General features: G+C 47.6%; 18 protein-coding genes. 13 read left to right on the top strand and 5 right to left on the bottom strand.

Going from position 1 to position 26,160, the window contains the following annotated elements:
- Nucleotides 1-102: 102 nt before the first annotated feature.
- Both JNN12_05040 and JNN12_05035 read right to left on the bottom strand, forming a co-directional pair.
- Entirely contained in the window at nucleotides 103-2,673 is a 2,571-nt protein-coding gene (locus tag JNN12_05040) for a TonB-dependent receptor (protein MBL7977687.1), read from the bottom strand.
- Between the two features lie 38 nt (nucleotides 2,674-2,711).
- The gene (locus tag JNN12_05035; protein MBL7977686.1) at nucleotides 2,712-3,215 is read right to left on the bottom strand and encodes a winged helix DNA-binding protein; all 504 of its coding nucleotides are present in this window, start codon (nucleotides 3,213-3,215) and stop codon (nucleotides 2,712-2,714) included.
- 240 nt (nucleotides 3,216-3,455) lie between these two features.
- Here JNN12_05035 and JNN12_05030 point away from each other — a divergent pair, with 240 nt between their 5' ends.
- From JNN12_05030 to JNN12_05010, 5 genes are all read left to right on the top strand, one after another.
- Entirely contained in the window at nucleotides 3,456-4,382 is a 927-nt protein-coding gene (locus JNN12_05030) for a DJ-1/PfpI family protein (protein ID MBL7977685.1), read from the top strand.
- Between the two features lie 235 nt (nucleotides 4,383-4,617).
- Entirely contained in the window at nucleotides 4,618-7,155 is a 2,538-nt protein-coding gene (locus JNN12_05025) for a M1 family metallopeptidase (GenBank protein ID MBL7977684.1), read from the top strand.
- Nucleotides 7,156-7,292: 137 nt separating this feature from the next.
- Complete coding sequence (locus tag JNN12_05020; protein MBL7977683.1) at nucleotides 7,293-7,640, top strand: hypothetical protein; 348 nt, start codon at nucleotides 7,293-7,295, stop codon at nucleotides 7,638-7,640.
- The gene (locus JNN12_05015; protein ID MBL7977682.1) at nucleotides 7,637-8,095 is read left to right on the top strand and encodes a GNAT family N-acetyltransferase; all 459 of its coding nucleotides are present in this window, start codon (nucleotides 7,637-7,639) and stop codon (nucleotides 8,093-8,095) included. The genes JNN12_05020 and JNN12_05015 overlap by 4 nt, the downstream gene beginning before the upstream one ends.
- Before the next feature lies 1 nt (nucleotide 8,096).
- A complete protein-coding gene (locus tag JNN12_05010; GenBank protein MBL7977681.1) occupies nucleotides 8,097-8,612 on the top strand; it encodes a DinB family protein in 516 nt (171 codons plus the stop codon).
- Between the two features lie 229 nt (nucleotides 8,613-8,841).
- On the opposite strand, the gene gmk is transcribed toward JNN12_05010, so the two are convergent.
- Together gmk and JNN12_05000 are read right to left on the bottom strand one after the other, a co-directional pair.
- A complete protein-coding gene (gmk, locus tag JNN12_05005) occupies nucleotides 8,842-9,417 on the bottom strand; it encodes a guanylate kinase (protein MBL7977680.1) in 576 nt (191 codons plus the stop codon).
- 157 nt (nucleotides 9,418-9,574) lie between these two features.
- Nucleotides 9,575-10,663 carry a DUF3298 and DUF4163 domain-containing protein gene (locus tag JNN12_05000; GenBank protein ID MBL7977679.1) on the bottom strand — a complete coding sequence of 363 codons (1,089 nt, stop codon included), beginning with the start codon at nucleotides 10,661-10,663 and terminating at the stop codon, nucleotides 9,575-9,577.
- 190 nt (nucleotides 10,664-10,853) lie between these two features.
- On the opposite strand from JNN12_05000, the gene mnmA reads away from it, so the two are divergent.
- Nucleotides 10,854-11,969 (top strand): tRNA 2-thiouridine(34) synthase MnmA, encoded by a 1,116-nt coding sequence (gene mnmA, locus JNN12_04995; GenBank protein MBL7977678.1) that lies wholly within the window; start codon nucleotides 10,854-10,856, stop codon nucleotides 11,967-11,969.
- A 650-nt stretch (nucleotides 11,970-12,619) separates the two neighbouring features.
- Nucleotides 12,620-13,768, top strand: a complete 1,149-nt coding sequence (locus tag JNN12_04990; GenBank protein ID MBL7977677.1) for a hypothetical protein — start codon at nucleotides 12,620-12,622, stop codon at nucleotides 13,766-13,768.
- Here JNN12_04990 and JNN12_04985 read toward each other — a convergent pair whose 3' ends face one another.
- Nucleotides 13,769-14,971 carry a glycosyltransferase family 4 protein gene (locus tag JNN12_04985; GenBank protein ID MBL7977676.1) on the bottom strand — a complete coding sequence of 401 codons (1,203 nt, stop codon included), beginning with the start codon at nucleotides 14,969-14,971 and terminating at the stop codon, nucleotides 13,769-13,771.
- Nucleotides 14,972-15,065: 94 nt separating this feature from the next.
- On the opposite strand from JNN12_04985, the gene JNN12_04980 reads away from it, so the two are divergent.
- From JNN12_04980 to JNN12_04955, 6 genes are all read left to right on the top strand, one after another.
- On the top strand, nucleotides 15,066-16,211 hold the full coding sequence (locus tag JNN12_04980) for a 4-phosphoerythronate dehydrogenase (protein MBL7977675.1): 1,146 nt from the start codon (nucleotides 15,066-15,068) through the stop codon (nucleotides 16,209-16,211).
- A 199-nt stretch (nucleotides 16,212-16,410) separates the two neighbouring features.
- Complete coding sequence (locus tag JNN12_04975; protein ID MBL7977674.1) at nucleotides 16,411-22,572, top strand: PKD domain-containing protein; 6,162 nt, start codon at nucleotides 16,411-16,413, stop codon at nucleotides 22,570-22,572.
- 163 nt (nucleotides 22,573-22,735) lie between these two features.
- On the top strand, nucleotides 22,736-24,076 hold the full coding sequence (locus JNN12_04970; protein ID MBL7977673.1) for an AAA family ATPase: 1,341 nt from the start codon (nucleotides 22,736-22,738) through the stop codon (nucleotides 24,074-24,076).
- Between the two features lie 11 nt (nucleotides 24,077-24,087).
- Nucleotides 24,088-24,921, top strand: a complete 834-nt coding sequence (locus JNN12_04965) for a sulfite exporter TauE/SafE family protein (protein MBL7977672.1) — start codon at nucleotides 24,088-24,090, stop codon at nucleotides 24,919-24,921.
- Nucleotides 24,922-24,974: 53 nt separating this feature from the next.
- Nucleotides 24,975-25,799, top strand: a complete 825-nt coding sequence (gene pgeF, locus JNN12_04960) for a peptidoglycan editing factor PgeF (protein MBL7977671.1) — start codon at nucleotides 24,975-24,977, stop codon at nucleotides 25,797-25,799.
- A gap of 59 nt (nucleotides 25,800-25,858) precedes the next feature.
- On the top strand, nucleotides 25,859-26,149 hold the full coding sequence (locus JNN12_04955) for a hypothetical protein (protein MBL7977670.1): 291 nt from the start codon (nucleotides 25,859-25,861) through the stop codon (nucleotides 26,147-26,149).
- The last annotated feature ends 11 nt before the right edge of the window (nucleotides 26,150-26,160 follow it).

The following is a 26,160-nucleotide window of genomic DNA, read 5'->3' as shown; positions in this document are numbered from 1 at the left end:
ACTTTTAAATCCGACTCGTGTGTAGAAAAGCGGTTTGGTGAGTTTAATGAGCAAAAACGGGTGGCAGTTTGGATGAACCACCACCCGTTTTCGATAACTGGCTTATTTCATATTGGCTTTGAGCTCAAACGAAATCAACCGTCCGATAGAAGGCGAACCAACAAATTCGCGTTGTTCTACATTAAAGACATTGCTGACCGCAGCCCCCAGCGAGAACACCTTGTTCAGGGCGTAGCCCATACTTAGGTCCACCGTAGTGAAGCCGCCCAATGCACCATGATCCCAGTTTTTAAGGTAGCTGGCCGCTGTGCCAGAGGGCAGGGTAACCGAGACCACCCCACGTTTGCCTTCGCCAGCCGCCGTACCAATCTGGTTTCCGGAATAAAAATCGTATTCTTGTACCCACCGAGCCGATATGTTGGCAAAGAGGGGTTTTCCGGCGATATTGGCCAAACTCAACGTACCCGCTACACGGTGGTTGGGGGCATTGAGGCTTCGCTCTTCTGCCGAGACCACACCGTCACGGTTTGCATCGTTTTTGAGGTCTCCGTCTGTGATGTCGGAGTCGAACCAAGAATACTTCACCCCAAGTGTAGTATTCTTGTTAAGGTAATAGTTTATCCCCAAGTCCACCCCCCAAGCGTCCACTTGGCCATAGTTGAAGTAGGTAAGGAATTGTGCGCCCGAAAGAACACCCGCTGCACTAACCGCTCCTGGAAGCGCGGTATTTTTAATTTCGATATCTCCCATTGAAAGCGGGCGGCCCAAAATACCGATCGAAGGACTCAAGAAGTCTTTGGTTTTGCCATAATATCCGGCTACATCCACAAATACTTTTTTGTTGAACGTTCCTTTATACCCCACTTCATACGTTCCGATTTGCTCTGGACGCAATGGGTCGGTGGTTTTAATGGCCGCTGCGTCATTCACATTGGCCCCATTCGGGATGTAACGAATGCCTTTTCCGTTGCCATAAACGATGTTGAAGATATAGGCATATTGAAATAAAATCAACGGATTCGAGAAAGCGCGGCCATAACTTGCCCGAAACGCACCATCACCCACCGTTTTTACAAGCGCTACTTTCGGTGCAAACTGGTTGCCGAAGTTACTATGGTTGTCTAAGCGCCCCGCAGCCACCAATTTGAAGCCCACAGGCAAGGTTTTTTCCAATTGTAAGGCGGCTCCCATTTGGGTGACATTAATGAGGGTGCCTTCTTGCCCGGGAACCGTGCTGTCTGCAATGGAGGTTCCAAAGGTATTGGGTTGGTCATTTTGGTAATTCGCCGAGGCTACAACGTTTAGGCCCAATGCTTCAAACGAGTTGTTGTATTGCAGTTCGGCATTTAACCGCCCCGATTTTTCCTTGAATTGGTTACCCAAACGGAGACCAAAAGCATCAGCGGCTTCGGAGGATAAACGCCCCACTACCGGAAAGAAGGGGTTGGTGGCATCGGTAATGGTACTGTTGATGCGGTTCGTGTAGTCACGGGTGTAAGGGGTGATACCATACGAGGTTCCTACGTCTGTCCAGGTATAATAAACCTGACCAAATAGACGTGGTGATACATAACGGGCTTGGGCATAGGAGAATTTCCAGTCTCGGATTTGGTTACGCCCCACATTGTTCACACTCAGAAAATCGTTTACGCTTCCGCCATACGACAAGATAATATCGTTTCCGGCTTTGGGCGTAAAGTATAAATGACCTTCACCCCGAATGTGTTGGAAGGTGTGGTCCACATTGCGTTCCGGAACCGAGCGGACACGACCATAAAAAGTCCCCCCTACATAAACACTATCCCTAAAGTCGAAGTCTTCCCCTTTGGTAAACTCACCCGTTACCTTAAAAGCAAACTTATCGCCCAGGGTTTGCGCATGACGTAAGCGTGCTGAAAGTACACTTTGATTTCCACCAGACAGGGCAACGGTGGTTCCCGGATGGCGACGCGGGTCTTTGGTAATGGTATTCGCCACACCATTATGCGCATTCGGGCCATACAATGCCGAGTTCGGGCCTAGCACTACTTCTAATCGCTCGATGTCTTCCTTTATCACGGTATTCATAATCCCCGCAGGCAGGCCACTTCCACCCGCCATCATGGAGTTTCGGCCATCGGTCATGGCCATTACCTTCGCATTAAAGGCATTATTAAAGCCACGTGCATTAAAGCCCACACCTGTTACACCCGTCCGAACGAACTCTACCCCTTGAATCTTTGAGGCCAGTTCGCCCACATTAAACGAGGCAATTTGGTCTAAATCTTTAGCCGTAATCACGCTAATAGAAGCCGGCGCTTCGGTCAGCTTTTCGGGACGGCGAGAAGCCGTAACCACCACCTCGTCTCCAGAAAGTGTTACCGGATTCAGCGAAACATCTAAGGTTTGGTCTTTTCCTACGGCCAACAATACGGTGCGGGTCTCGGTGGCATATCCCACAAACGAGTATCGGATGCTAAACGTACCTGCTTTGCCCACACGAAGGGAATAAGCCCCCGTCGTGCTGGTAACGGTTCCTGTAGAAGAACCAACAACGGCTACTGTAACGCCAGGCAGTGGTGTATTAGAGCCACTATCTCGGACGATACCACTTACCGTTTGTGCAGACACCATTGGCGCTATCACGCAAAGCAATGCCACGCCGCAGGCCCATAACGTGCGGAAAGGTTTCATTTTTTGTTTGGGTTTGGATGATTAGGTCAGTAAGATGATCAAAAACGCTCCTCTTCGTGACGATTGGAAAGGGGTTTTTGGGATTTCCATTCTTCCGAGAAGTTGCGGTAAAAAGTCTCCATAAGCGTGTAAAAAGCACGCATGTGTTCCAAATTTCGGGTCAGATGTCCGTTTCCGGGTGCATCCGGCGATACCTCGTTCAAAAACTGCTCGGCAATGCGGCGATTGCGCCGTACCGTTTGCATGTTGAACATAAAGTTGTTGAAGAATAAGTCGGGGTGGGTGGTATAATAATCCCGACGATTCTCCGGACCAGTCACCTTTCGCAAAATACCCATCGTAGAAAGCTCACGAACCGCCGTGGAAATCGGACCTTTAGAGCGGCCCAACGCATCCACGATATCATCGAGGCTCATGGGTTCCGGCTGACCCAGTAGAAGGCCCACAATGAGTCCTTTAATCCGTTGAAAACCGTAATTTTCATAGATATTGCCAAATTCTACGACCAATTCGTGTTGCAGGGGTGAGAGTTCAAGCGACATTTATAAATTTTGTTTTGTTTGATAATTTTCAAACGATTGAAATATAAGAAAGCGCTTTCCGTTGCGCAAGCATTTTATGAGTTAATGCCCAAAATATTTGTCTATCGGCAATAAAACCAATTTGATACATGAAGCAGCCACTAATTCGGGGTATCTTGCCCTTGCTGTCTATGCCTTATGCATGTATTTTGACTTATTCTTTCCGTGTAGAGCATGTCCATCATAACAACCCCTTATCCCATGCGCCGAACGAAGTTCATTTTTATTGTTTTACCGGAAGTTCACCTACTGGATCTTGCGGGGCCAGACCAAGTCTTGAGCGAGGCCATAGATTTTGGCGCCAACTTCGAGATCGTGTACTGTGGCATCGAGCACGAAATCCAAACCTCTGCAGGCTTGGGCCTTCACCGACTAATGCACTTCTCCGAGGTGACCTATGCCGCAGGAGACTATATTATTATCCCAGGATCGCGGGTCAAATACATTATGTCTGATGCATTCCGGAAACAAGAGGCGCTATTTCATTGGATTGCAGGGGCCAACCAGAATGGGGCCCACTTGGTCAGTATTTGTGTGGGGGCTTTTGTCATGGCCGCAGCGGGTGTGCTAAACCAACGGGCTTGTACCACCCACTTTCAGTTAATCCAACAACTCAAAAAAGATTTTCCTCAGCTAAAAGTCATCGAAAATGTATTGTACCTTTCGGAAGGCCGCATCCATACCAGTGCTGGAATTGCCTCTGGAATAGATCTCATGTTGTATTTATTAGAAGGACTTACCGATAGTTATTTTGCCCATAAGGTCGCCAAAGAATTGGTGGTATATAACCGTAGAAAAGGAGGAGACCACCAGATAAGTCCTTATTTCAATTACCGGAACCACATACACTATGGCATCCATGCCGTACAAGACCACATTATCGAAAAGATAGACCAGAAGCACAACCTCGCTTCACTGGCAGACGTGGCTTGCATGAGTGAACGAAACCTAACACGTACCTTCAAACAAGAAACGGGGCTTACGGTCAATCAATTCATCACCCAAGTCCGTATCCAAAAACTACGAGAATTCTCCCGAACGCCCGACCTTTCCAGGTCTCAACTTGCGCCCAAAGTGGGTCTTAACAGCGAAAAGCAGGTAGAACGGCTCCTCCGCCAGCTTGATTGACGATGGATTGGCCGTAAATGTCGTGTCCTTGTCCACATCCCATTTCCCAAAGACGCTAATTTATTGGAGAGTCGCTGGTCAATGTGGTATAAGAGTTTGGTATTAAGCATTTACAGGCGGAGACGCATATGTAGCCGCCTGTAAATAAATGTACGAATCTTAACCGCTCCACTACCGGTGTAAGACCTTGCCCGAAAGGCCCACCTCGTCCATATTTTAGCCTTAGCATGTTCAAATGAACCAAAAAATAGCTTATATTTTGTTTCTTTTTGGGATACTTTCTTTTGTTGTTTATGCCCAAGACAAGCCTAAACATGCCACTACAGAATCCATTGATTTAGCCCACTATAAAATCCACTTAGCCCTTGATTGGGAGAAAAAACGCGTACTTGGAAAGGTAGAAATTACGTTATCATTTACTACACCGTCCAATTCCATTCAGTTAGCTGCTAATCAACTCCTGATCCATGAAATTTACGCAGAGGATCAGCAACTTTCTCGGTTCACCTTAGATAAAGAAAACAATATTCTACAAATTGATTTAAACAAAACATATCAAAAAGGAGACTCTTTAAAATTAAATATCCGATACGAAACCACACAAGTAAATGAGCCGGATCCGAATAATCTTGGCGGCAGTTTCGGAAAGGGAGTCCGATTTTTTTCGCCCACTACAACCAATCCCATCAAGCGAAAACAAGCTTGGTCTCAGAGCGAATGGCAGCACCACCCCTATTGGCTACCGGGGAGCCTTGTTCTTTCCGATTTGGCGACAACCGAATTGATGGTCACAGTGGAAACTCCTTTGACAGTTATTGCCAACGGCGTACTTGTGGGGCAAACCGAGAATTCCGATCAAACCCGTACGTTTCACTACAAGACAAGCCACCCACATCCGCTTTATTTAACCTCCTTTGTGGTGGGCGAGTACCAACGATTGGTACAACATTACCAAGAGACACCCTTATATACCTATTGTTATCCCGATGAAAAAGAAGCAGCCACTGCTACCATCGTTCGCTTGCCGGAAATGATGCGATTTCTAATGGAAAAAACTGGTTTTCAATATCCATTTTCGCATTATACACAAGTGGTGGTGCAAAATTACCCTTTTCCCAGCCTAACAGGGCAACAAGCCATGAGCATCATTTCGGACAATATGATTGATGACTACGGAACGCACGAAGATTTTCAATATTTATGGGATGGTGTGGAATTTAATGCTTTGGCGAGTCAATGGTTTGGGAATATAATTATACCCAAAAATGTTCGAGATATTTGGCTGACCAAGGCTTTTGCACAATATTTTGAAGGACTTTTTACGGCACATATCCACAAGGAGGCAGAATATCAATTGTGGTATTATCCTTGGGAGGCAAGCAATATTTGGAACGAGATTAAAGCCGATAACCCATCACCCATCGTCCCAAAGGAAGTGGAACAGGAAGAAGCCTTTACTAAAAGTAGTGCGGTAAAATACAGAGGTGCATGGATACTCCGAATGTTACAAAGAGAATTAGGAGACCAAGTTTTTTTTAAAGCAATTCAGGTTTTTATTAAAGAAAATGCTTTTAAACCAGTTTCAACCGAAGATTTTGTAGCAGTTATTCAACGTGTTAGTCCGAAAGACCTAAAATGGTTCTTTGACCAATGGATATATCAAGCCCAATATCCTATTTTCAAGGTTACAAAAGAAATAAATATAAAACGCAATGAAATAAAATTAATTTTTAAACAAATCCAAAAATTAAATAACCAACCTCTTAGTACGCGTTTTTTTAGAGGAATATTAGATATTGAAATAGAGGGAATAAAAAAATCAATCTGGATTAAACCACAAGAAACCACCACAATAGTCTATCGTTTTTCCCAAATGCCGCACTATATAAATATAGACCCTCATCAGATTTGGCTTAAAGAAGTTCAATATAACCAAAATACAGAAGCATTATTGACTCAGCTAAAATACAGCCCTTTTACGTCCTCCCGAAATACAGCCTTTTTTGAATTGGTAAATATTTATAAGGCCGATCCTATGAACAAAACCCTCCAGAAAAGGCTTTTGGATGCGGTGCATGAAGTCCTCCAAAGCAAAGCCTATTGGCGCTTCCGTTTTAATGTATTGGGGCAGCTCCAAGCGGTCATAAATGCACCTTTTGACCCTCAAACAACCCGCTTATTAACGGATATTATAAAGAAAGACCGTTCATGGGTGAAAGCGGCAGCCCTTTCCAATCTGGGCAATACGCAGGATTCAACCTTTGCACCGCTCTACCTTTCGAACCTTAATGACCTAAGCGACCGTGTGGTTAATGCAGCGGCTATTGCGTTGGGAAAAACCAAAGTCAGCCATTCTTTTTTAACGTTAACCCATTTAAAAACAAGACCTTCTTGGAAAAACCAGAGCCTGATGCACGCCCTAAATGGATTGGTTGCATTAGGAGATACTAAAGCAGAATCATTTGCTTTAGAGGCTTTGACAGACCTCCACACACCAAGGTGGTTTTTGGGAAATGGTTGGGATTTTCCATTGGTTGCCGTACAAACGTTGACCACACTTGGCAAGACAGAAAAGGCATACGCCATGCTTTCAGCTAGATTGAACCAATCACTTCAGGAAGGATCGGTAGATGATATTTTCTATCACGTCCTCCTCCTTACGACCTTGGGAAATCCCAAAGCAAAAGAAATTTTCGCTCCACTGAAAGCTCGATACCACAACAATCCCAATATCCTCTCGGCCATTGAACAATTTGAGGCTCAACTTAAATAAATAAGTGATATATGATCGTTAAAACACCCTATAAACCGAGGATAATTCGATTTAAGGAACTTGCCTATATTGATGATTGGGTGATTAAATGTTACACCATCACCCAATCGGATAATTCTATTCCTCTAAAAATAATCATGATTATTAAAGACCATATTTCAAAATGGCTTCAACATGCTCAACTAATCAGCCTTACACACTATAACATTGCAACACTCATTATTCACCAAGGAAAAGAAGGATATTACGCCATTATATCATGGTGGATAGACGAAAATATGTTACAATTATTTGCTTATTTTTCCTCGAACCCCATGACCGAAGACTTTCAAATGGTCTCGGATAAAGGAATTGTATCATGTGTCTGGGAAATGGCTATTTTGTGGTTCGAGCGGAATGTCTGGGTGGAAGAAGTAATGCTGCAACATAATAATCCAGACGCACGAACGAATTACCTAAACCGTCACCTAAATACAATTATATGAATTATATCATACGAAAATCAACCCTAAAAGACGTGGATTCTGTTGGCCAACTCTTTGATTTATATCGTGTTTTCTATGAAAAAGAAAGCGATATAGAGACCGCAAAACGTTTTATAACAGAACGTATGGAACAAACTGATTCTGAAATCTATCTTGCAGAAACTTCTGAAGGAAGAGCAGTGGGTTTTACACAATTATATCCACTTTTTTCTTCTACACGTATGAAACGTCTTTGGCTCTTAAATGATTTATATGTGGAAAAATCATTTCGGGGAAAAGGAATCTCAAAAGCACTCATTGAGTCCGCAAAACAACTCGCTGTTCGCACAAATGCCTGTGGGCTTTTATTGGAAACAGCCATCACAAACACGGTTGGCCATCAACTCTACCCTTCAACAGGGTTTGAAATACAAAGTGATTCTAATTTTTATTTTTGGACCAATAACCGCACCTAACATGACCAGATCGCAACTGAATCCTATGCCCGCCTATTTTGATCGGTACATCAATATGACCGATGAGGTGACGGTGGAACAGGCCTTGCAGACCAGCCTCGATGAACTCCAACAAGCACCGTTAGAGGCGTGGCAAACAGTGGGGAAGGCTGTTTATGCACCTGGAAAATGGACGATTCCAGATATATTACAACATCTTATTGATACCGAGCGGGTGTTTTGTTACCGTGCCTTGTCGTTTGCACGCGGCGAAAAAGAGGTACAGTCATACGACGAAGACGGCTATGGCAAAATGGCCAAAGCCACCCAACGAAGCCTCGAAGACCTACTCGAAGAAGCCCTTGCTGTACGCAAAGCCACCCTTTTATTGTTCCAAAGTTTTGATAGTGAAATGCGGGAACGCATTGGAGAAGGATTCAAAGGCCCTTATTCGGTTCATTCCATCGGTTTTATTTTGGCGGGACACCAAAGATGGCACTTCAGAACCATTGAGGAGCGGTATCTTCCACTGGTTTAAGAAAGCACAGATTGTGCAAAAATATTTGATAGAAACGGATGGATAAAAATCAGAAAGGAGTTATTGTTAATGAATAAAGTAAAATTTATTTTGTAAACTACGTATTCATTACATTATACAGATACGGTAAAGCAACCTCTTTAGACGTTATTTTGAATAATATTATTGTATTATGGCATTGGTTATCTATGGTATTTTTTGGGTTATCGGAAAAACCTTTAGCCTTTTTTCAGGAGGTTTTGGCGGCTTTACGAGCCAGAAATTGGTGTACATGGGCCATTGCTTCGGCTACAGCCATATTCAGGTCATCGTTTAGGATCACCACATCACACTTATCGGCAAAGGACATTTCGTAGGCAGCTTTTTTCAGGCGGCGCTCCAACGATTCCGCCGTCTCGGTTCCACGTGCCACCAAACGTTCACGCAATGCCTCCAGACTCGGTGGTTTAATGAACAACGTGAGGGCATGATCGCCATACAGCGTCTTTACGTTTTGCGCACCTTCCACATCTATATCCAGCAAGGCAATACCAGAGGTGGCTATACGCTCTATCTCGGAACGTAAGGTGCCATAAAACAGCCCTGGGTACACTTCTTCATATTCCACAAACGCCCCTGCCGCAATCTTGGCCCGAAAGTCCGCCTCGTTCAAATAAAAATAATCTCGCCCATCTTGCTCGTAAGACCTTCTTTCTCGTGTTGTAGCCGAGACCGAAAAGCGCATCAGCGGAAATTGCGCCAAAAGTGCTTTGGCAATGGTGGTTTTGCCGGAGCCACTGGGTGCGGCAAGAACAACGATTTTCATAAAAAAACAAATTTAAACCGCTCCAAATTAATTGTTTCCCCATTCGTCGCCTGCAAATCCTATGCTAAGTTTAAAGTGGGTAGCAAAGACCCCGCAACGCTTTTCAATCCATATATGATGGATCGCAAAAGCCGCCGCCAATACCTCTTCGCCATGACTACCGCTGTTTTTCAAGAAGGCCGCCCACTTTAATCCAGTCGCGAAAGGCGCTATATGGAATCAATACCTCAAAATCGCCTTGGGCAAAAGCGGCAATTTCATATGGATCGAACTGTACGAGCAAGCCATTGCTTTTTAGAACCACATTCTGATAGTTATCGGCAGTGGGTGCCGTTCCATTTATAAACCACTCATCGTTGGGATTTTCCGCCAACCGCGCATCTTTCCGAAGTTCCTCGCGCACCAGATGCGACAGGGGTTTCAGAAATCCGGGCTTAAGCAGTTCGTCTAAGTGAACGGGATTGCCCGTCTGAAGGTTAATGGTTAGTGTTTTAGAAAAATGGTTGCCGTGTGCCCCGCCTGAGTACACATAAACCCCATATTGCACCGAAAGGAGTTGTGGCGTAACCCAGATATCGCTGTAGGAAATTTCCATTTCATATACCTGTACGCCACTCCTTTCATCTGGCGGATTTTGCTCGGAGTCGCGGACAAATTCATCCACCAGCGGTTTAATGACGGCCTTTAGCGTAAGGTTTGCGCGAGATTGTGCGACCGTATTTTTCATTCCGCTCAGTTGTGGATAGGCCATCTTCGCGGTATAACCCCTGCCTTTCCGTACCTCTTCTTGTTTGGTCACCAAAGGCGCGTTCATTTCCACGGCGCTTGTCGGGGCCAGCCTTGTCGGAGCAGTTTTTTGCGCTAAACGGAGTTTAAACGGCAACGATCGGCCATTGCCTGTCCATGTTCCAATCACTTCATCCTTCCGGATTTCGCCCGAAAAAGTTCCGGTTTGTTTCCCAGAGGCGTCAAACTCCGAGAGGCGCATACCAGAACCCTGAATGTCTCCCTGCAACTGCAAATCCTGCCCTTTTCGGAGGTACTGGTAGGTTCCGCTTAAAGTTTGTCCCACCCGACGGAGTTTCATGGCGATGGGCAGGCGGCCATCAATATCCCCAGAGAAATGGATGTTTTCCGGTAAAGACGCCGCAATGGAGGGCTTAACAGCAGAGTCGGGGCTTTCGGCTGGTGTACAGGCAGACCCAATACATGCCAGAAACAGAGGAAGCCAGAAAAAAGAGCGCATACACATAGGTTTGGAAGACCAATTGAGGAAAAGCATAAAAAGGGAGTCTAAGGTGTTTCGCTTGAATTCGCAAGGGCTGAGGCCCAAAAAGAACCTGAAATTTTCTAAAAACCAGACCGATGCTTTGGAACGAAGCGCGAGCGGCGGTGTTCAAATGCGCTGTTTATATAATGCTTAGCAAAACAAGAACATGAGTAAAAATGGAAGGGTTTTGGTGGCCATGAGTGGGGGCGTGGACTCCTCGGTGGCAGCGGCCTATTTGCGCGATCAAGGCTACGAAGTAGTGGGGATCACCATGAAAACGTGGGATTATGCCTCCAGCGGCCTGACAACAGCCCCAAAAAAAGAAGTGGGCTGCTGCACCATCGGCTCCATGAACGACGCACGGGGCGTGGCCATCAAAATGGGTTTTACACACTTTGTGGTGGACATCCGTGAGGAATTTGGAGATTGGGTGATCAACCGTTTTACGGGAGATTATATGGCAGGACGCACACCCAACCCATGTGTTTTGTGCAATACCCACATCAAATGGACGGCCTTGTTACGCCGTGCAGACGATTTGGATTGCGACTTTATTGCCACCGGACATTATGCGAATGTGCGAAAAGACCAAAAAACCGGACGATGGATTCTATATAAAGGATTAGACCAAAACAAGGATCAGTCTTATGCCCTTTGGGGGTTACCACAGGAGCAGTTGGCACGTTCGATCTTCCCACTGGGCCAATTCACCAAGCCTGCCATCCGCGAAATGGCACGGGAGTATGGCCTAATTCGGGTGGCAGACAAAAAAGACTCGTATGAAATTTGTTTTATTCCCGACAATGACTACCGTGGTTTTTTGAAACGGCGCAATCCAGAAGCGGTTGCAGCAATTGGCAAAGGGCTTTTTAAGCGATCGGATGGCCAAGTGGTGGGCGCACATGAAGGGTATCCGTTTTACACGATCGGGCAACGGCGGGGCCTTAATATTGCCCTTGGCGAACCCGTTTACGTCACACGCATTGAGCCAGAGACAAATACTGTTTTTATTGGCCCGAAGGAAGAATTATTGCAAAAAGCACTCGTGGCCCGCGAAGTGAACTTTGTGAAATATGCCAACCTCTACGAAGAACACGCCGTAACCGCAAAAATCCGCTACAAAGATGAGGGCGCTCCAGCGACTGTTTGGCAAACCGACGACGATGAACTGCGGGTGGTCTTCTCGGAAAGCCGCTCGGCCATCACGCCGGGACAGTCGTTAGTCCTCTATGAAGACGCCGATGTGGTAGCGGGCGCGTGGATCCGACAAGCCCACCCCTAAAACCAAACCCCATACATACAACCTGTTCCATAACCGCTACCCGTTTTGTTCTAATGGAAAAGATAGTCAGATCGCACTATCTCCATTTTTAGAGGCCACTTTCTTGGGCATACATCATTACATACGATCTCCATTTTTATCATAAAGCAACATCACTTATGGGGATAAAGGATATCAGACCATATTATTTTCTACGTTTTACGACCAAGGATTGCATCTACTAGTAAAACCTCGTAAAAACATGCAGAAGTCAAAAGTGCTTGTGGCACTCAATGACGTTACCTTGATGAAAAAGCGTGGGGGTGAATGACCTTTTGACTTCGGTATTTGATTTAGAGCATACCCGTCATCGTAAAGTAGAGAATGGTTTTGTTCATAATGGTGTGCGCCTTAATTGCATACCAAAGCGGATTTAGAATCCGCTACCTGCCTAACAAGCCTCACATTTTTATCAGCAGTGCGCCGAATTACATTACGGCCTCATAAAAAAACGTCCCATTGCGTCAAAAACGCTATTTTTTACTCCCACTGTCCTCAACCTCACGTTAAGATTGGAAAAGAAAACTCAAGCGGCTTAGGTGAAAGGGTTCTAATGTCTTAAATTAATTTTTAACAACCCCTTAGAAACCGATCCTAATAGACATTGAATCATGCCCAATTTTGTCGTTCGTCCTATTTCGTCTAAGCGCGATATGAACCGCTTCATAGACTTCGTGTATGATTTCTATAACGAGAAGGACTATCCGTATGCGGTGCCGCCGCTCAGAATGGACCAAGCAGAAACCCTCAGTCCCAAAAAGAATCCTTTTTTTGAACACGGGAAAGTACAATGCTTTTTGGCTGAAGACCCGTCTGGAAATATTTTGGGGCGGATTGCAGCCATTATCAATGGCTCGTACCAGGAGAAATATCAGGATGGCAGCGGCTTTTTTGGCTTTTTTGAATCGGTAGAGGACTATGCCGTGGCGGAGGCCCTGTTTAAAGCCGCCGAAGAATGGCTTCGGGCAAAGGGGTTAACCAAGATGGGTGGGCCACTAAACCCAACCATTAATGACACAGCTGGTTTGTTGGTGGATGGATTTGACCGCCGTCCTTCGGTCATGATGCCCTATAATCCACCATATTATGAGGGTTTCCTGAAGGAATATGGGTTTGAGCGGGTGATGACGATGTGGGCCTATTACATTCACCACAAGTACCGGGCAAACTTTGATAAATTGGAGCGGATGATTGGTCTGCTCTACAAACGGTATCCGGGTTTAAAACTTCGGACTTTAGACATGAAGCACTTCGACAGAGACGCACAGATTGTGAAAGAAATCTATAACGAGGCATGGTCTAATAACTGGGGAAGTGTGCCTATGACCGATAACGAGTTTAAGCATTTGGCCGGATTTCTGAAACTTATCGTGGATCCACGAGTGGTCTTTATCCTTGAGTTGGACGGCGAACCTGTGGCCTTTTCTATTACCTTGCCGGATCTCAACCAAGTATTGCGGTATGTTAAACGCGGAAGTATTGTGCAAGGGCTGCCTTTGATCCTACGAAACCGAAGACCCGGCAAAGGAAGTATGATCCATGATGGCCGCACTTTGCTGATGGGTGTTCGGCTCAAACATCAGGGGAAAGGATTTGACGCCATTGTGAACCATGCCATCGTAAAATACGGCCCCGAAAATGGCTATGATGGTTCAGAAATGTCGTGGTTGTTGGATTCAAATAAGCCGATGGTGAACGCAGCGATCAATCTGGGTGGGGTGAAAGACAAGGAATACGGCATGTTCGAGAAGGTTTTTTGATCAAATGAACCGTTGGATTAATCCCTCAAACTGGTCGGCAATTTGGGGGATATGGAAGTGGGCATCGGCATATGCACGGGCATTTTGACCCATCACCTGGCGGCGTTCCGGATGGTTTCGCATGTCTAAAATGGCCGTTGCCAGATTGTCTGCATCGGCATTTCCCAGTACAAGACCTGTTTGATGGCGGGTGGTAATTTTGGCCGCCAAATTTACTTCGGGCACAACCAAAATGGATGGGCGTGCAGCTGCAAAGGCCGACCAAACCTTAGAGGGAACACTAAAAATGCCGGCATCTGGTTCCAAAAGCGTCAGCATGACATCGGCTGTTGCCAGTACTTGGGGAAATGCCTCGAACGGTTGAAATGGCAAAAGTACCAAATTATCCAACTGCCTGTCTGCCTTTGCATGGTGCAGAATATCCACACTTACGCCCTCGGAGACAACCAGAAACACAATGTCGGACTCGTTTTTTAAGCGGGTGGCGGCATCGGCGATGAGCATCGGATTGTGTTTTAGCCCCAGTGTGCCCGAATACAGCACGACAAACCGTTCGTGCATGTTCCATTTTTCTGAAAAAGGGTTGTGCCGCGGCAATACCGGAATATGGTCTATGGGTGCCCAATTCGGGATGACGGTCATGTTTTCATCTCGCACGCCCCAGTCTGCAATGATGTCCTGAAAATCCTCTGCAATCACCACCACATGTTGTGAACGACGCAGCATGGCCGCCTCCAAACGTCCATAATACCATCCAACAATCGAGCCGATAGGGCCTAATTTTTGGGCCAGAATGCTTTTGGCGGCGATGCTGATGATGTCTTGGAGCCAGAAGACAAAAGGAATTTGGTGTTGGTTTGCCCAAGCAAGGATTTTACGCTGGGCCTCCAAAGGCGTATTGGCCGAGAAGATCAGGTCTGGACGAAGGTTGTCGCATAATTGGGTTACGGCATCACCATAAGCCGCTTCTTGAAAACGTCTTCTGAATAATTTTTTTTTCTGGACGGGTGGCTCTCCCTCCCCTAAATTGATCACCCGTAATCCAGGTGTATCGCTTACCAATGTTCCGCGAGGGCTTTCTACTGCCGATGTATAAACATGGGTTACAGGATACCCGCGTTTGGCCAATGCACGGCTCAGGTCTATGGGGAAAGCGTGGCCAGGATAATCGTGAATCAGGAGATGTGGACGGGAAGCAGGCATGGAATTTCAAAAATCACCGATACGTTTTTCCGTAGCATATACCATTCTGTAATGGCAAAGCATGTTACAGAGAATCTCGTTAACAATATAGGCCATGAAAATCGTTGCAGACGAAAATATCCCGCTTTTAAACCAATTCTTCGGAGATTGGGGTGAACTAAAGCGCTTGCCGGGCAAAGCGATCACCCCCGAAGTGGTTCGCGAGGCCGATGTACTCTTGGTACGAAGTGTCACCCCGATAAATCCGTCGCTCCTACAAGGAAGCCGGGTACAATTTGTGGCTACGGCAACCGCCGGAACCGATCATGTGGATGTGGCGTGGTTAAAAAAGCAGGGAATTGGCTTTGCCCACGCACCGGGTTCCAATGCTGAATCGGTGGTGGAGTATGTGTTGGCGGGGCTTTTGCACCTTGCGGTTCGGCATAACACGGTACTTAGGGGAAAAACGGTGGGGGTGGTGGGGGTGGGCGAAATCGGTCGTCGGCTGATTCCGCGCTTGGAGGCCCTTGGATGCACGGTCTTGCAAAACGATCCGATACGCGCGCGCCACGAATTCGGCCCTTGGACAGCCCTAAAGGACTTGCTCCAGCAATCGGATGTGGTGACGTTTCATGTACCTCTCACGAAGAATGGGCCGTTCCCAACTTATAAACTTATCCATAAAAATAACTTACAATGGCTCAAGAAAGGGGGATGGATTGTCCAGACTTCCCGTGGCGGCGTAATAGACGAAGCAGCATTGGCCGACGGTTTGGATTGCGGATTGGTGGGGGCGGCCATTCTGGATGTCTGGGAAAACGAACCAAATTTTAACCTCGACTTGGCGGCGAGAGGTCACCTTGTAACGCCCCACATTGCTGGATATTCTTATGATGGCAAATTAAAAGGCTCCGAGATGATCTATCATGCTTTTTGTAACTTTTTCGGGTATGATAAACAATCAGAAATCATCCGGCAAGAAACGCCTCCATTGTTTACACTTGATATACCAGCAGAAGCATTTACGGAGATTGTTTATTTACAAAATCTTTCTCAAGCCATGTACGATATTCCGTCTGATGATACGCGGTTTCGTGCGTTGATACCATTACCACCTGATACACGGGCTATGGCCTTTCACACATTACGCAAAAACTACCCAACTCGTTATCGTTTTGGCCGTTATGCCCTGACAAGCCCAGTTCCATTGCTATGGAGCCGTGCAATTGGGGAAGGGCTATGCCTCGACACCTACAACTAACCCATTTAAAATTCAAAAACTTATACGCCCCACAAATCATTTTGGAATAAACGAAACAAATTCTTCTGACCTCTAAACCGAAGAATACGGACATTGTGCAGTTCTCTTGGCCAATTTCGGCATGAAATTTTCAGTTAATCCCGACGTTAGCAGTGTGCATTTGTTTGTTTCATCTGGACTACCCACCCCGTTTTGTGATATGAAAAAACATATATTAACAACTTTTTTTTGGGCTTTGGGACTATGGCTATCAGCGGCCATGCCCGCTTATGCACAAACCCATTTTACGGGTTGTAAGTCCAATTTGCGCCAGGTTTCGGTCTTGGTCTCGTCTAGTGCCCAATTGGGTGTTAATGGAGCAGGACTTCCTGCTGGTAGCGAAATTGCCGTTTTCACCCCAAACGGTGTGTGTGCAGGGGTGGGGGTTTGGCAAAATGACCCCACCTCGCTTTTAGAAATCATGGTATCGGAAGATTCGGACAAATCCGCTACGCCTACACAAGACGGAATGATCAATGGGGATGCCATGCGGTTCCGGATTTGGGACAAGGCCACGAATAAAGAGTATCCTGAATCGGCAGTGAAGGCCACTTTTTCATCTGACCCATCCGGAAACGCCACTTTTAAATATACACTTTCGCCATATTTTCTATCGGCACTAATCGTGATGGAAAATGGTACGACACTGGCCTTTTCCAGTACGCCCGTTACAGCTGCCACCGAAGGAAGCGCTTATGCCTACGACATCAATACGACAGGGACATCGGGCAATACGCGCACCATTACCGCACCGACATTGCCCGCATGGCTAAGCTTTACCGCAACGGGCAATGGAACTGGGCGTCTGACGGGAAATCCAACAGATGCACAAGAAGGCAGTCATTCGGTGGTTTTACGGGTTACCGATGGTTCTTCCACCACAGACCAGACGTTTACCATTGTGGTGGCCAATGCTGCACCCGTCATCTCCTCGGTTACAGGTGCTTTCTCCGGTGTTGCAGGTACCCCACTCTCCTTCACCGTGAATGCGACGGACCCCGGTAATGATGCGCTCGCCTACTCTTGGAATCCTGGTGATGGTTCCGGTGCAAAAACGGGTGGTGCAACCTTCACCCACACCTACACCGCTTCGGGCAAATATACGCTCAGTGTTACGGTTAATGATGGGGATGGCGGAACGACGACCCGTTCCCAAGAAGTAACCATCGGTAGTACCAATTCGCCGCCTGTATTCACCAGTAATGCCCCATTGACCATTCAGGAAGGTTCGCCTTATTCTTACGCTATTACGACCAATGATGGGGATGGGGATACGAGGACAATTACAGCTCCCTCGAAACCAGTCTGGCTCACGCTTACAGACAATAGAAATGGAACGGCCACGCTATCGGGAACCCCGAATGGTTCACAAACAGGTTCGGCCAATATCACTTTGCGTGTACAAGACAGCAAAGGGGCTAGTGCGGAGCAAACCTTTACCATTACGGTGAACAATACAGCCCCCGTCATCACCAATTTGGCCGGAGATTTCTCTGGAACCGTTGGAGCGACCATGTCTTTTACAGGAACCGCCACCGATGCAGGCAATGATCCGTTAGGCTATACCTGGGACTTTGGCGATGGCTCGCCCTTTCAAAGTGGTTCTCCTTTAACCAATGTATCTCATGCCTACACCACTGCTGGGGTTTTCGTCCTGAAACTAACTGTGACGGATGGCAAAGGGGGCGCTACTTCACGGACACAAAACATTACCGTAAGTGGTACCAATAATAGTACGCCTCGGTTTACCAGCACACCCGTTTTGACGGCCACCGAGGGGAGTAATTACATTTATACCATTTCTGCAACCGATCCGGATACTGGCGCCGCACTCACAATTACGGCCCTCACCAAGCCTGTATGGCTAACCCTAACGGCTACAGGCAATGGAACCTCTACGCTAACAGGGTTGCCCTTAGACCTGAATGAAGGTCCGAACGCGGTGGTTTTGCAGGTCTCCGACGGGACATCTTCTGAACGTCAATCTTTTGAGATCACTGTACAAAATGCACCACCCATGATCTTGGCCTTCACCGGAAATTTCTCTGGTACCGCCGGACAATCCCTGAACTTTGTGGCAACGGCCAGTGACCCCGGTAACGATGCCCTCACATACCGTTGGGACTGGGGAGACGGTACACCTGCGCAACAAGCCGTTGACCTGAAAAATGTATCCCATATGTGGACCGTTGGGGGGACTTATACGCTCCGCCTTACCATAACCGATGGCGATGGCGCAACGGCCACAGACACCAGAACCGTGACAATCGGGACAGTCAACGCTCCACCCGTCTTCTCCAGTACACCCGTCACGGTTGTTAATGAGGGGAGTTCCTATTCGTATGCCATAACCACGACCGACGGCAATAATGATGCGCGAACCATTGTTGCCAGCCAAAAACCTTCTTGGATGACTTTTCGCGATAACGGCGACGGAACAGCGACACTTACTGGAAATCCACTTGATCCAGATGAAGGCCGTTATCCAATCGTCCTCACGGTTTCTGACAGTAAAGGGGGTTCTACCGAGCAGCGTTTTGAGGTCTCCGTGCTAAACATGGCACCTGTCATAACGTCGTTGACGGGAAGTTTTACAGGTGATGTGGGTGTATTGCTTTCTTTTAAAGGAGTTGCCACCGACGCCGGAAAAGACGAGTTGACCTTTTCTTGGAACTGGGGTGATGGAACCCCAATCTCCGCTGGGGTGGATTTGACAGATGCTGGCCATCGCTACAATAATCCTGGTAGTTACACCCTTACCCTAACAGTAACCGATCCAGATGGGGGGCGGGCCATCGAAACACGAACCGTGGTGGTCGGGATCAGCAATGCTCCTACTTTTACTTCCACCCCTCTTACAACGGCCACCGAAGGGTCTTTGTACACATACCTGATAACCACGATCGGTGGAAACGGGAATCCGCTCAATGTTACGGGATCGTCTAAACCCGCTTGGTTAAATATCGTTGCTACAGGAAATGGGATGGCCACCCTGAGTGGTACTCCGACCGATGCGAACGAAGGGACCAACAACATCACCTTGGAAGTGACCGATGGTGCAAAGGTGACCAAGCAAGTCTTTGCGATCAATGTGCTCAATGCTCCACCTGTCATCGGTAATATCACCGGAGACTTTACAGGCCAGTCTGGTCGTGAATTAAACTATTCGGCAGTGGCCAGTGATCCAGGGAACGATGCATTGAGCTATTCATGGAATTTTGGCGATGGGACCCCTGTTGCACAAGGCACTTCGGTCAAGCATACTTATGGAGCGCCTGGCACTTATACGCTTGTGCTCACCGTCACCGATGTGGACAATGCAGCGGTAACGGCCATCCGCACAGTGATTGTGGAAGCGGTGGTTCAAAAGGCAGATCTCGCCATCATCAAGACAGTTACCAATGCCCAACCGACCCCAGGCACCAATGTGTCTTATACCATTACGGTCACCAATAATGGGCCAGATGCCGCCAGTGGGGTACAAGTACAAGACATTTTACCTGCGGGTGTAACCTATATCCTGCACACTGCCGGACAAACCTATAATAAAGAAAATGGTATCTGGTATGTGGGTAGCCTTGCGGTGGGTTCATCGTCGGCACTCACCTTGACGACGTCGGTCAGTGCCAATGTGGTAGATGGACAGGTGATTACCAATGTGGCCAGTGTTTTTAAAAGTGATCAGACGGATGGCAATGTAGCAAACAATACGGCCAATGCACAGTTGATCACGCGTATCCTGCAACAAGATGTAGATGTGGTGCTTAGCGCCACCATTTCTTCTGGAAATGCCAAGCCGGGCGATACCGTCACCCAGACCTTTAATGTGCTGAATAATGGCCCCGGCATGGCTCAGAATCTGGCGTTAAACATCAATTTGCCGCCCGAAGTACAGTACAAAGGGTTGGGAACCCTTGCAGCAGGCTGGTCACTGGTTTCGCAACCAGGTATTGGAATGTATGGCGGAACCGTTCAACTTGCGTCCCAGTCATTGGGCGCCGGAACCCCCGCTTCGTTGCAAATAACGGTAGGTATCTCACCAAATGCAGCAGCCAATACCATGTTGAGCATCTCATCGGGTGTTTCACTGGCGAATAACGACCAAAACCCAATTAACAATACCAATGTTACAACCATAAAAGTAGGGAGTATTCAGCAGCCGTGTAATTTGCTGATGTCTCAGGTAAACAATAATGCGATTCCACAGATAAATGAGCGGGTGGACTTTACGCTTGCACTCACGAATAGCAGTTTAGGTACACAAACGGGCGTTCGTGTGTTCAATAAATTACCTGTGGGGCTCTCGTTTGTATCCACGCCCACCATTTCGTCGGGAACGTATAATGCTGCAACGGGTGAGTGGTATATTGGTACGCTTGCCCCTGGTGCTACGGTAACCCTTGTAATCCGGTCGCAGGTAATCACTACGGCGAAAGAGCCCATTGTTCTGACGGCCACGGCCACTACGAGCGAAAGTTGCACGGTGCAGGCTACTTCTTCGGTTGCTGCCAATGAAACCTCCAGCGGCGAAAATGGAGGGGTAGAGTCTTCTGGTACACAATCATTTGCCATTTCCATTGGCGATTTCGAGGAACGCCTCCGTCGAATCTCCACTACCTCCGAAGCCGCTGAGGCATGGCTCAATAGAGATTGGTTGCCTCTGATGCAACCTGCTATAAACCTTGCAGAAACAGCTAGTCTTGCCCCGTACCATACAACCTCGTTTGTTAGTGTTTTACAGCCCTATGTCCCAACGGTTGGTCCGGAAAACACATTTGGGAAAGTCGTCTCCCCTACTTGGCTGGCACAATCCGGAATTACCAATGCCCGCGAAATTTATAGTTTAGACTACTTGACGGGGAATGCACTCCGCTTTGGGTCTGTCCTCGCGATAGATTCTGGAACCCAACTGTACGACCACACCAAGTATGTTTGTGACCGACTCGGTGGCGCGTATCTTTCGGAAGTACAGATGATTATGATTGAAAACCGTCCATTTGTATTGGGTAAACTGAGCCAGCCGGATGGGAAGGTGGACTATGCCATTTCTTTTGTAGCCTATGAAACCACAGCGGGCGCAACCATAGATAGCCGATTTACACGGATGGAATACGTCATTCCGGCTGGAACCACCCGTGTCCTGAACTTCCAGGTGTGGGCGGCAAGCATTCCGGCAGCCACAACACTTGTCAAAACCATCATAGGCAATATTGTTTCACAACGCCGGAACGCCACCTATCTGAATACCACCAATCGGGTTCCAGAGGTGTATGTACAATCTGCGGTCTATCGCAATGGCCAGATGGTGCTGAATCTTGCCAATACCGCTGGTGCAAACAGCGTCACCATCAACATGACCTACCGTGATGTAGAAACCAAGTCGCCCAATCAATGGGCCAATCGTTCTTTTACCCTCACATTGAACCCCGGCTTAGAAACCCAGACGCTTAACGTCCCCAGCGGTGTGTTTTATGACGCCTCGTTTACCTTAGTCCCAAACACAGGCGTAGGCCGGGACGAAATGTATCTTTCGGATGGGCAATGGAGCTACTACCATCCTTTGAATGCGGTACAGTCGTATGTTATCAGTCCCCAGCCCTCCTATACACCTCAGGCGGGTACCTTGTCCTTGGAGCGCCCTGCAACACTTTCCGGCTATACACCCGGAACCTCGACAAACGACTGGGTGAGTTTGTTCCGTTATACCAAGGCCGGACGTCAGGCATTAGATATAGCACGCCAACAGTACAAGACGGCATCATTCACGGCCTCGGGTACAGGAACCTTCCAAGTAGAATTCTTTAAGGCGGGTATGCGTAACGATTGGGATCAATTTCGTACAGGTATCCTGACCCTTACAGGTGTACCGCGTACTTTTACCATTGATCTTACCAAGCTAACGCGCAGTGGGGGAGGTGTTTTTACAGGAAACGACTTAGAAATGATTGTTTTCCGGGTTCTGGGGAATGGTGTTCAACCTCAACCATATAACATTACCATAAGCGATCTGAAGTTTAGCGGAGCCTCTGTTCCAATTGATGAGGAAGCAGAATTACCTGATGCCATTACATTGGAACAAAACTACCCGAATCCATTTAATCCGTCCACGCAAATCCGATTTTCTTTGGAAAAGGGGCAAAATATTACGCTTAAGGTGTATAATGTTTTAGGCCAAGAAGTCGCCACCTTGGTTAATGGGCCTTTGTCAGCAGGCAATCATGTGGTAACATTGGCCGCAAACGAATGGGCCAGTGGTATGTATATGTATCGGTTACAAGCGGGAAAGCGCATTCTCTCGCGCCGTATGATATTGGTCAAATAGCCCGATTCAGGCAGTGATTAATACAGACCTTGGCAACCAACCATCCTCCGTTACCTTTTGGTAGTTGGAGGATTTTTTTGTTCATCATGCGACATATTTTTGGAGATTTGGCCGAAAATGCCGCCACTTGTCTTAGATTAGGGTGTTTCAACGAACGAAAGACGTGTCTGATTTATTTGACGTTGCTGCCGAGCAACACCGAGCACGGATGGCGCCATTGGCCGATAGAATGCGTCCGCAAACATTAGAGGAGTTTGTGGGGCAAGGCCATATCCTTGGAGAGGGGAAATTGCTGCGTCGGGCCATCGAAGCCGATCGTATCCACTCGCTGATCTTCTACGGGCCTCCGGGAACAGGAAAAACCACACTCGCCCGCATCATCGCCAATACCACCTCGGCACATTTTACGGCCATCAATGCCGTTTTGGCGGGTGTTAAAGAGATTCGCGAAGCCATAGACGCTGCCAAAGACTGCCTGAAATTCCAACGGAAACGTACCATCCTCTTCGTGGACGAAGTGCATCGGTTTAATAAATCACAACAAGATGCCCTGCTCCCTCATGTGGAAAATGGAACCATCGTCTTAATCGGTGCAACAACCGAAAATCCCTATTTTGAAGTCAATAAAGCCTTAGTAAGTCGTTCACGGATATTTGAATTACAGCCTCTTGAAAACAAAGACCTCCACCGTGTATTGGCTCAGGCCCTCGCGCATCCGGAACGGGGCTATGGCCGCAAGAAAGTTCAGATAGACGAAGAAGCCGCCCATCACTTGGTGGATACAGCGAATGGTGATGCACGAAGTTTACTCAATGCACTGGAGTTGGCGGTAGAAACCACACTGCCCGATGAGCAAGACACCATTTCGGTGAATAGGCTTGTGGCTGAAGAAAGTATTCAAAAAAGGGCGGTTCTTTACGACAAAGAAGGAGACGCCCATTACGACATTGCCTCCGCCTTTATCAAGTCGCTACGGGGCAGTGATCCCGATGCCGCCCTCTATTGGATGGCGCGGATGGTGTATGCGGGCGAGGACCCACGGTTTATCTTCCGGAGAATGCTCATTTTTGCAGCAGAAGATATAGGATTAGCAGACCCTAATGCACTCCGAATGGCCGTAACAGCGGCTCAGGCATTCGATTATGTGGGAATGCCCGAAGGGCGCTTTCATTTGGCCGAATGCTGTTTATATCTGGCAACGGCTCCAAAAAGCAATACCACTATGGCTTTTTTTGAGGCACTGGCAGCCGTCGAGAACGAACGATCGGGCGATGTCCCGAACCATTTGAAAGATGCCAACCGAGATGCCCAAGGGTTGGGACATGGTAAAGGGTATCTTTATCCACATGCGTTCCGGGATCATTTTGTCCCTCAGCAATATTTGCCAGACCAACTACAGGGCACGTACTACTATAAACCCAGTGACCAGGGATATGAAAGGCGTATCGGTGAACGTTTGGCGATGTGGCGTTCAGCGCACAAAATCCCCTCCCATAAAACCTAAAACAGGCTTTTATGACCTTACTCCACCTCATCCTTTTGGTTGTTGCCGGACTTTTTGGCGGCTTTATAGGCGGCTTACTGGGGATCGGCGGCGGAATCATTTTTGCGCCTGTTCTTTTGTTATACTTTCAGGCCATAGGTGTTCCGTCAACTGCGGTGCTGCCCCTCACATTGGGAACCAGTTTACTCACCGTGCTCATTGCTACATTCTCCAGTGCTTATACGCAATATCGGCTGGGCGCTTTGAGGTGGCCTGTGGCACTCTTTACCGGATTGGTTAGTGCGTTGGTAGTGCTGGTTATTACAGCCGTGATTTCTACACAACACTGGTACAACAAACGGGTGTTCCAATTGTTTTTCGGAAGTGTCTTGCTGTTGGTTGTTTGGCGGATGCTGGCGTATAAGCCTCAAGTGATGAACAGTGAGGCACTGCCCGAGAACAATCGCCCCAAAGGTTTATTAATGGCCATTGGCGGGGTTTCCGGCCTGGTATCTGCGCTTACGGGTGTTGGGGGTGGTACCATTCTCGTACCCGCCTATCATCGTTTCTTGCAAATGCCCATGACGGTTGCTACAGGCACTTCGGCCGGAACCATCATCATTACGGCTTCAGCCGCGATTCTGGGGTACGTGGCCCAAGGGTGGGGCGTGTCTTTGTTGCCTTTTTCAGTTGGGTTTGTGGATGGAACGGCATCGTTAACGCTGGCTCTTCCTGCCATGATAAGCGCCCGTTGGGGGGTGCTGGTGGCGCATAAAATCAATACCAAATGGCTAAAACGCATTTTTGCGGCCTTTGCACTATTCATTGCCCTGCGTATGATGTTGAATGCCTTGTTCGAGGTTTAGCAGCCGCATAAAAGCACCGTTTCTTTAGAGAACCTTTTAACCATACCCTAAAAATGTCTTCACCCGTATCCGACCCCATACCAAGCCTTATCCGCCCTCAGCTGTTTAGTGCGTTTTCCGGACTTACGGCGGGTTTTACTACCCGTCGGGGAGGATATAGTCAGGGTCCGTTTGACAGCCTAAATTTGGGTATCAATACCGCCGATGATCCGGAAGTTGTTGCTGCAAACCATCGGCTTCTGGCACGTGAACTCGGTTTTGATGACCAGCAGTTGGTTTTAATGCGTCAGGTGCATAGCGGGGTCGTACAAGTCGTTAATGAATCGGGTATTTATACCAATATTGACGGCGTGGTTACCTCTATACGAGGTCTTTTATTGATGGTAGGGGTGGCAGACTGTGCCGCAGTTTTAATCGCGGATCCCCAATCAAAGGTTGTGGGGGCCTGCCATTCTGGTTGGAAGGGAACTGTCGCCAATATTACCGCCGAAACCATTCGCCAAATGCAGGCATTGGGGGCAACTCCCTCGAATATGTACGCATGGGTTAGTCCGTGTATCTCGACCACGAACTTTGAGGTGGGGGAAGAAGTGGCCAAGCAGTTTGATCCCGCGTTTGTACATCGGTCGTCCGATTGGCCCAAACCTCATGTGGACATCAAGGCTTGCATCGTTCAACAAGCCCAAACAGCGGGTATTCCCCTGCGTCAGATTGCCTATGATCCTGCTTGCACGGTTGCTGAGGTAAATCGGTTTTTTTCTTATCGTGCCGAAAAGGGCCATACAGGCCGATTAATGGGTTTTATCGGCCTGACTACCGAAGATACTGTGGCCTCAACGAGAAGTGGGCTATCTCCTGAAATAGACCGAGGTCGTTAAACCATTTCGCTGTAGCACGGTCAAAAGGGCGCATTTATTATACAAATACCTTCTCGACCATGCTGCAAAACTTTATCAGCCATCAACTCACGAAAGAAGAAAGCCTCGATACCCAAGGTGGTGCCGCTGCCGCTGGAATGGTCCAACTGAACAGCCGCACTACATTGGAATACCATTATTACACCCCATCCATAGGCTACGTGAACGGACAGACAGTTGTCGCCGGTGGATATGATGTGGATATGTGGATCACCCGCAACGGAATTCGCAGAGAGATCCGTTCAATCCGACGTATTAGTCGCTTAAATGAGCGATTAAGCCTTGGTATTCCAGAGGCTGCTCTCGTTTAGCCATCCCCATA

It is taken from the genome of Bacteroidetes Order II. bacterium, from assembly GCA_016788705.1.
Lineage (GTDB): Bacteria > Bacteroidota > Rhodothermia > Rhodothermales > UBA2364 > UBA2364.
This window is presented reverse-complemented; position numbering and strand designations above follow the sequence as displayed.